Source organism: Cryobacterium sp. 10I1 (assembly GCF_035019805.1).
In the GTDB taxonomy this organism is placed as follows: Bacteria; Actinomycetota; Actinomycetes; order Actinomycetales; family Microbacteriaceae; genus Cryobacterium; species Cryobacterium glucosi.
The window spans coordinates 1-6,329 of record NZ_JASJVF010000192.1 but is presented as its reverse complement, the minus strand read 5'-3'; the positions used below and the strand labels follow the sequence as shown (position 1 = coordinate 6,329).

Annotated in this window: 7 protein-coding genes; 4 read left to right on the top strand and 3 right to left on the bottom strand. The window is 67.0% G+C overall.

What is annotated here, in order from left to right; genetic code table 11:
- Positions 1-3: 3 nt before the first annotated feature.
- Positions 4-987: an alpha/beta hydrolase gene (locus tag QN345_RS14230; RefSeq protein WP_322135226.1), complete on the bottom strand. Its 984-nt coding sequence runs from the start codon at positions 985-987 to the stop codon at positions 4-6.
- A gap of 89 nt (positions 988-1,076) precedes the next feature.
- On the opposite strand from QN345_RS14230, the gene QN345_RS14225 reads away from it, so the two are divergent.
- Positions 1,077-1,649, top strand: a complete 573-nt coding sequence (locus tag QN345_RS14225; protein WP_134445753.1) for a TetR/AcrR family transcriptional regulator — start codon at positions 1,077-1,079, stop codon at positions 1,647-1,649.
- A 67-nt stretch (positions 1,650-1,716) separates the two neighbouring features.
- Positions 1,717-2,889, top strand: a complete 1,173-nt coding sequence (locus tag QN345_RS14220; RefSeq protein WP_322140956.1) for a GDSL-type esterase/lipase family protein — start codon at positions 1,717-1,719, stop codon at positions 2,887-2,889.
- Positions 2,890-2,956: 67 nt separating this feature from the next.
- On the opposite strand, the gene QN345_RS14215 is transcribed toward QN345_RS14220, so the two are convergent.
- Complete coding sequence (locus tag QN345_RS14215) at positions 2,957-3,328, bottom strand: VOC family protein (protein ID WP_322135223.1); 372 nt, start codon at positions 3,326-3,328, stop codon at positions 2,957-2,959.
- 69 nt (positions 3,329-3,397) lie between these two features.
- On the opposite strand from QN345_RS14215, the gene QN345_RS14210 reads away from it, so the two are divergent.
- On the top strand, positions 3,398-3,874 hold the full coding sequence (locus QN345_RS14210; protein WP_322140957.1) for a MarR family winged helix-turn-helix transcriptional regulator: 477 nt from the start codon (positions 3,398-3,400) through the stop codon (positions 3,872-3,874).
- A 9-nt stretch (positions 3,875-3,883) separates the two neighbouring features.
- Positions 3,884-4,753 carry an NYN domain-containing protein gene (locus QN345_RS14205; RefSeq protein ID WP_134445757.1) on the top strand — a complete coding sequence of 290 codons (870 nt, stop codon included), beginning with the start codon at positions 3,884-3,886 and terminating at the stop codon, positions 4,751-4,753.
- 45 nt (positions 4,754-4,798) lie between these two features.
- Here QN345_RS14205 and QN345_RS14200 read toward each other — a convergent pair whose 3' ends face one another.
- A complete protein-coding gene (locus QN345_RS14200; protein ID WP_322135222.1) occupies positions 4,799-6,007 on the bottom strand; it encodes an aminotransferase class I/II-fold pyridoxal phosphate-dependent enzyme in 1,209 nt (402 codons plus the stop codon).
- Between the last annotated feature and the right edge of the window lie 322 nt (positions 6,008-6,329).

Sequence of the window (6,329 nt, the reverse complement as noted above, 5' to 3'; positions counted from 1 at the left end):
GTCCTAGTGGTCGAAGGCGTTCACGAACGTGACGCTCGCCGCCGAGATTTCGGCGCGCGCGGCATCCTGGGAGATGGAGGGCTCTCCGTCCCCGGACTGCGGCCCGTAGTCGCCGAAGAACGCGTGCACGCCGCCCTCGATCACGAGGTATCGCGCATCCGCAGGCAGCGACGCTTTCGACGCGCTGATCTTGTCCGGAGTTGCCAGACCGTCGTTCGTACCGGAGATCGACAGCACGCCGGCGCCCAGCCCGCTCAGGTCGTTCGCGGGATATGAGGCGAAGAACAACAACCCGACAACCGGGTCTGTCGGCGCACCGGCGAAAGACTGGGCATCCATCGCCGCGACCGTCCCGCCGAGAGAGTGGCCGCCGACCACCCAACGTTCGACCGGCGGATGCGCGGCGCGCGCCGACCCGAATGCTCCCGTCGAGAGGAACGCGATCCCGAACGGCTGCTTGGGGATGACGACCACGTGCCCGGCCGCGGCGAGCGGGCGCAGCACGGCCGCGTATGCGCGAGCGTCGACCCGCGCGCCGGGCTGGAAGAACACCCCGACCTCGCTCACGGCCCCCGTGGGCTGCAGCACGATCTGGTCGGCCGTCTCGGTCACGGTCACGCTCGTGTCGGAGTCCATGGCGGACAGGGCCGGCTCAACGGCCGATGACGGCACGAGCCACCAGGCCAGCGCGATCACTCCGAGCGACAGCGCAACGAGGACACCCCGGACACCCGTGCGCCCGCGATGCCGGACCGTACGCGTGAGCCAGGAGCGCAGCGCAACCGTCAGGCTGACGGCAACGGTGAGGACGAGGAGGACCAGGTAGGCCGGATGTCCGTGCACAAGCATCGACCCGGTCGACAGTGCCGCCCAGGCGGTGACGATCACGCCGAGCGTCGCCACGACGCGGCCGGCCCAGAAGAGGGCCATGTCGGCTCGACCGGCTGTCGCCCCGCCCGTCGACCGGATTCTGCGCGTGTCGCTCATGGGGAAATTATCCCAGCGGCGCTCATCGCGAATCTACCTAAATGCATTAGGCAAAACTGATGTAGCATTAGCAAAATGGAAAGCTTCTCATGGCACGCGCAGGACTGACCGCGGAACGCCTGACCCAGGCGGGCGCTGAACTCGCCGACGAGGTCGGATTCGACCAGGTCACGCTCTCGGCACTGGCCAGGCATTTCGACGTCAAGGTCGCGAGCCTGTACTCCCACGTCACCAACTCGCACGATCTCAAAACCAGGATCGCCCTGCTCGCGCTGCAGGAACTCGCTGACCGGGCAGCGGATGCCGTGGCCGGCCGGGCAGGCAAGGATGCCCTGGTCGCGCTCGGCAACGTCTACCGCGACTACGCCCGCGAACATCCCGGTCGTTACGCCGCCATGCACTTCCGGCTCGACCGGGAGACCGCGATCGCCAGCGCCGGCGTCCGCCACTCCGCGATGACCCGCGCAATCCTGCGCGGATACGACCTGACGGAACCGGACCAGACGCATGCCGTCCGACTGCTCGGCAGCGTCTTCCATGGCTTTGCGACCCTCGAGCTGGAGGGCGGTTTCAGCAACAGTTCCCCCGACTCCCAGGAGTCCTGGACTCGCACCCTGGACGCCCTCGACGCCCTGTTACGCGCCTGGCCGGCGCCCGAATAACGCCAGAACGCCACGCGTCCGGCACCCGCACCCGCACCTCGGAAATCCCCGATCAGAAAGTTCACAGATGTCCTCCCAGCACGACTGGATCACCACGCCCATCACCCCCGGCCTCCTCCGCGGCGCGCTCGATCTGGAACAGACCGTCCACGGCGTGCTCCCGCACCGCCTGCCCGCGTGGGCTCGCGCATACGCCGACCCGCAGCTGGCCGCCATGGAAGCCCAGCCCTCCGGGGTCCGGCTGGCCTTCAGTACCCGAGCAACCGACCTCGAACTCGACGTACTGCCCACCAAGCTGGTCTACCTCGGCGCCCCGCCGCGCCCGATCGGCGTGTACGAACTCCTCGTGGACGGGAAGCTCGCCGGTCAGGCCATCGCGACGACCGGCATCACCGTCACCGTGGACATGGCCACCGGCGCCACCACGAACCACCTCGGCCCCGTCAGCACCCTCCGCTTCACCGGCCTGCCGGATCACCTGAAGAACATCGAGATCTGGCTCCCACACAACGAACGAACCGAGCTCGTCGCCCTCCGCTCCAACCGGCCCATCGAACCCGCGCCTGCGACAGGCAACCGGGTCTGGCTGCACCACGGCAGCTCGATCAGCCACGGCTCCAACGCCGCCCATCCCACCGAGACCTGGCCGGCGCTTGCAGCTTCGAGTGGCCATGTCGATCTGGTGAACCTCGGCTTCGGCGGCAGCGCGCTGCTCGACCCCTTCATCGCCCGCACCATGCGCGACACCCCCGCCGACCTGATCAGCGTCAAGATCGGCATCAATCTGGTCAATCTCGACCTGATGCGCCTGCGCGCCTTCGCCCCAGCCGTGAACGGCTTCCTCGACACCATCCGCGACGGTCACCCCACAACACCGCTGCTGCTGGTCTCGCCCCTCCTCTGCCCCATCCACGAGGACACACCCGGGCCCGGCGCCTTCGACCTCGCCGCCCTGGCCTCCGGTCGCCTGCAGTTCGTGGCCACCGGGGACCCGGCCGAAGCGTCCGCCGGAAAGCTGACGCTCACGGCGATCCGGGCGGAGCTCGCGCGTATCGCGCAGCAGCGGGCGGCCACAGATCCGAACCTGCACTACCTCGACGGCCTCGACCTCTACGGCGCCGCGGACTTCGCCGAGCATCCGTTGCCCGACCACCTCCACCCGGATGCCGCGACGCACCACCGCATCGGCGAGCGCTTCGCCGGGCTCGCCTTCGGACCCGGAGGCCCCTTCGCCGCCTGACGACTCCGAATGGGTACCGGTCAATACAGTCGCACAGGTCTGGCGACCCCGGCCGGCGTCTTCCTCATCAGACCTGGTCGTGAATGGTGACGACGTAGCCATCCGGGTCACTGAATGAGAAGGTGAGACCGAACGGGCCGGGGGCAGGGGCGCTGACGATCCGGACTCCCGCTTCGACCAGGACGTCGTGCACAGCCTGGGAGTCATGGGCGTGCAACCAGAGCGCAACTCCCGCACCGGCCCACGGGCGCACGGCATCGAGGTCGAACCCCGGCATCGGTTCCCGCACAGCGAAGGCGATCGGCTCGGTGGCGAAGACAACAGCGTGGGGCGGGCTCACGGGCGCGCGCCGCAGCCCGAGCAGCGTCTCGTAGAAGTTCGCCGACCGCTCGAGGTCGCTCACCTGCAGGGCGAGAAAATCGGGTCCAGTGACAGTCATGGTTTCTTCTCCTCGTCGAATCCCGCATGTCAGGATCCTTACATGACTATTGTGTGTCAGGATGCTGACATGAGTCAAGAGGAGAAGGTCGGCGATCTGGCCGAGTCGGTGGGTTATCTGCTCAAGCAGGCAGCGACGGCCCTGCACGCCTCGATGGACGCGGTTCTGCGCCCGCAGGGCCTGACTGTGTCGCAGTATTCGGTGCTTGAGCTACTCGGCCACGAGCCGGAGCAATCGAACGCCGATCTGGCCCGCGGGGCGTTCGTCACGCGCCAATCGATGAACGAGGTACTGCGCGGTCTTCAGGAGCGCGGTCTGGTCGCGCGCGCCGATGTCGCCGAACACGGCCGGGCGCGGCCGACGCGCCTCACCCCGGCCGGCCACGCGGTGCTGGGGGGCGCGAGTGCGGCGGTCGCCCGTGTCGAGAAACGGATGCTGTCCCCCCTGTCCCCTGCGGAGCATGCTGGACTTCTCGCTCAGCTCGTCGCCTGCCGGGATGCCCTCACCGGCGAAGACGCTCCCACCGGTGAAGACGCCGCGCGGTAGCGTTGAAGCATGGCTGAACTGTCCGAGACACGTGTCGCCGTCTACATCGATTTCGACAACATCATCATTTCCCAATACGACAATGTGCATGGTCGTGGAGCCTTCATCAAAGAGAAGGCCCGCACCGCCACCGGCAAGACCGCGGATCGGCTCCAGGAAGCCACGGTCAACATCGGCGCAGTACTCGACTTCGCTTCATCGTTCGGAGCCGTCGCAATCAGCCGCGCCTATGCGGACTGGGCCGCACCCGCGAACACCCGGTACCAGAAGCAGCTCGTCGACCGCGCGGTCGACCTCGTGCAGCTTTTCAACACCTCGGGAACCAAGAACGGCGCGGACATCCGCCTCGCGATCGATGTTGTTGAAGACCTCTTCCGGCTGCAGGACATCTCGCACGTTGTGATCGTCGCCGGTGACTCCGACTACATCCCGCTCGCCCAGAGCGCACGGCGCCTGGGCCGCACGGTCATCGGGATCGGTGTGCAGGGTTCGACCAGTGCGGCGTTCAAGAACGCCTGCGACGAGTTCTCGTATTACCACGACCTCGTTGAAGACCTCGGGGAGGACCTCGGGGAGGACCTCGTCGAGGACATTCCGCACTCCACTCCGACAGTGGCCGTCGAGCCGCCGGCGCCGGACCTCGCGAAGGAGGCCCGCAAACTCCTCATGCGCGCCCTGCGCGGGCGGGCGAATGACGACGTCGACGGCTGGATGGCAGCATCCGCTCTCAAGCAGCAGATGAAGCGCCTCGACCCCGGGTTCGATGAGAAGAAGATCGGCTTCAAGTCGTTCACGGACTTCCTGAAGGCCCAGCGTTCCATTGCGGAGTTGCAGGAGGACGGTCAGGCCCGCCGCGCGCGGTTGCGCAACCGGGCCTGACGTTCGCTGCGGCTGCGACCGTGGCTGTGGCCGTGGCTGTGACGCCTACGCGAACGTGGCGTCGAGAGCCGCGCGCAGGTCGGCGATCAGGTCGAGAGGATCCTCGAGCCCGACCGAGAATCGAAGATGCCCGAACTCGCGGAACGGCGCCGGGTACGCAGCGACCCGCGGTCCGCTCGTGCCGACATGAACGATCAGCGACTCGTCATGACCGAGCGAGACGGCCGAGGTGATCACCCGGAGCTGGGAGACGAAGCGGTTCTGGGTTTCCGGATCGCCCGCGACGGCGAACGCGAGCATCGCGCCATAGCCCCGACCGGCGAACTGTCGCGCGGCGAGCTCATGCTGCGGGTGGCTCGCGAGCCCGGGGAAAGCGACGAACGCGATCCGCGGGTCGGAGTCGAGGAACTCGGCGACCAACTGGGCCGACTCGAAATGCTGCCGGAGACGAAGCGGCAGCGTCACCGACCCGCGAGTGATCAACCACGCGTTGAACGGCGAGATCACTCCGCCCACGTCGACCATCGCATCCGCTTTGATGCGCTGGATCAGCTCGCGGGAGCCGATCACCGCGCCGCCCATCGCGTCGCCGTGCCCATTGATGTACTTCGTCAGGGAATGGACGACCAGGTCGGCGCCGTCCGCGAGAGGTCGATAGAACGGAGGCGGAGTGAAGGTGGAGTCCACAACGAGCAGCGCGCCCGCCCGATGGGCGATCGCCGCCAGGGCCTCGATGTCGGCAACCCGGGTCGTCGGATTGGCGATCGCCTCCGTGTGCACGAGTCGCGTATTCGGTCGAATCGCCGCAGCGACCGCGGCCAGATCGCTGATATCGACGAACGTGGCCTCGATTCCGTACTTGTCGGGAAGCAGCTCCGTGAACAACCGCCACGTCGCCTCGTAGCTGACATCGGCGACCACGACGTGATCCCCGGAGCGCAGATACGTGAAGAACACCGCGTGAAGCGCCGCAACACCCGACGCCAGCACGACGGCGTCCTCGCCACCGTCCAGGGCAGCGAGCTTGGCCTGCAGTCCCAGTTGGTTGACTCCCGAGTTCCGGGTGTAGAGCGGCACGTCCGTGCCCGACCAGCTCACCGACGACGGGTCCTCCGGCAATGCATAGGAGTTCGCCATCACGATCGGGGTGCGGATCGCACCCGACCCCGCATCGACCGTATTGCCCGCATGCACGGCCAGTGTCGAGTCTTTCAAGGACAGTGGATCATGCTTGTCGGGACGCGTGTTCACCATGGCCCCACGCTACGGGAACAACGCGGACTCCTGTGTTTCATGTCGTTGGAATCCGCTGAGCTCGCCACAGACCAGGCCGACCCGTAGCGGCGGATTGTGGTGCCCCCTCCTCAACAAAGTGCTTCTGACCGGGTTATCCACAGGTGATTTGTGGGCGTGCGGATGCCGGTGGAATGTCGGTGGTCCTCCGTAGAGTGACCGGTATGACAGCTGAAGAATCCTCAACAGTTCTCTTGGACAGCACGGCGGAACCGGTCGGCGAGGAAGTGCACTTCGTCGAGCACCACGAAGGCGAGGTTGGTGAGCAGGTCGGAGTCCGCGT

Coding starts and splice junctions, on each gene's coding strand:
- QN345_RS14215 (WP_322135223.1), bottom strand. CDS start 3,328: ATGACTGTCACTGGACCCGATTTTCTCGCCCTGCAGGTGAGCGACCTC.
- QN345_RS14205 (WP_134445757.1), top strand. CDS start 3,884: ATGGCTGAACTGTCCGAGACACGTGTCGCCGTCTACATCGATTTCGAC.
- QN345_RS14230 (WP_322135226.1), bottom strand. CDS start 987: ATGAGCGACACGCGCAGAATCCGGTCGACGGGCGGGGCGACAGCCGGT.
- QN345_RS14200 (WP_322135222.1), bottom strand. CDS start 6,007: ATGGTGAACACGCGTCCCGACAAGCATGATCCACTGTCCTTGAAAGAC.
- QN345_RS14210 (WP_322140957.1), top strand. CDS start 3,398: ATGAGTCAAGAGGAGAAGGTCGGCGATCTGGCCGAGTCGGTGGGTTAT.
- QN345_RS14225 (WP_134445753.1), top strand. CDS start 1,077: ATGGCACGCGCAGGACTGACCGCGGAACGCCTGACCCAGGCGGGCGCT.
- QN345_RS14220 (WP_322140956.1), top strand. CDS start 1,717: ATGTCCTCCCAGCACGACTGGATCACCACGCCCATCACCCCCGGCCTC.